Genomic DNA, 431 nt, shown 5'->3' with positions numbered 1-431 from the left:
GACAAGAACCTGCAGGGCCTGCTGACCTTCAACGCCGAATTGTCGGAGAGCCGCACCGCGGCGGTCGACACGCTGTTCGACCAGCTCATCACCTTTCAGCTCGAACCGCTGAAGGCCGCCACCAAGGTGCTGCACGAGGTCGATGCCGCCCTCGCCAAGAAGGACAACGCCAAGGCCCGTGCCCTCGCCAAGGAAGCGCGCGACCTGATCGCCGCCATGCCGATCACAGATGCGCAGGCGGCCTCTCCCGAAATCAAGGCTGCCTTCACGGGTGGCAAGGAGAAGTCGTCGCGGCAGGCCGAGCTCGAGCAGCAATGGTCCGCCTTCGCCAAGGAAAAGTACGCCGCCGCCAAGGCCAAGGCCGACGAGGCGTTGAAGCTCCTGCGCTAAAGCTCGTGCGTTGACCATCCGCTCGCCTGGCCAGGTTGCCC

Annotated in this window: 1 pseudogene; it reads left to right on the top strand. The window is 65.2% G+C overall.

Annotated elements, in window-relative coordinates:
- Positions 1–390 (top strand): annotated as a pseudogene (locus J7U37_RS24940) (ABC transporter substrate-binding protein); the annotation flags it as partial.
- Positions 391–431 lie beyond the last annotated feature (41 nt).

This window comes from Methylobacterium sp. 37f, from assembly GCF_023093475.1.
In the GTDB taxonomy this organism is placed as follows: domain Bacteria; phylum Pseudomonadota; class Alphaproteobacteria; order Rhizobiales; family Beijerinckiaceae; genus Methylobacterium.
This window is presented reverse-complemented; position numbering and strand designations above follow the sequence as displayed.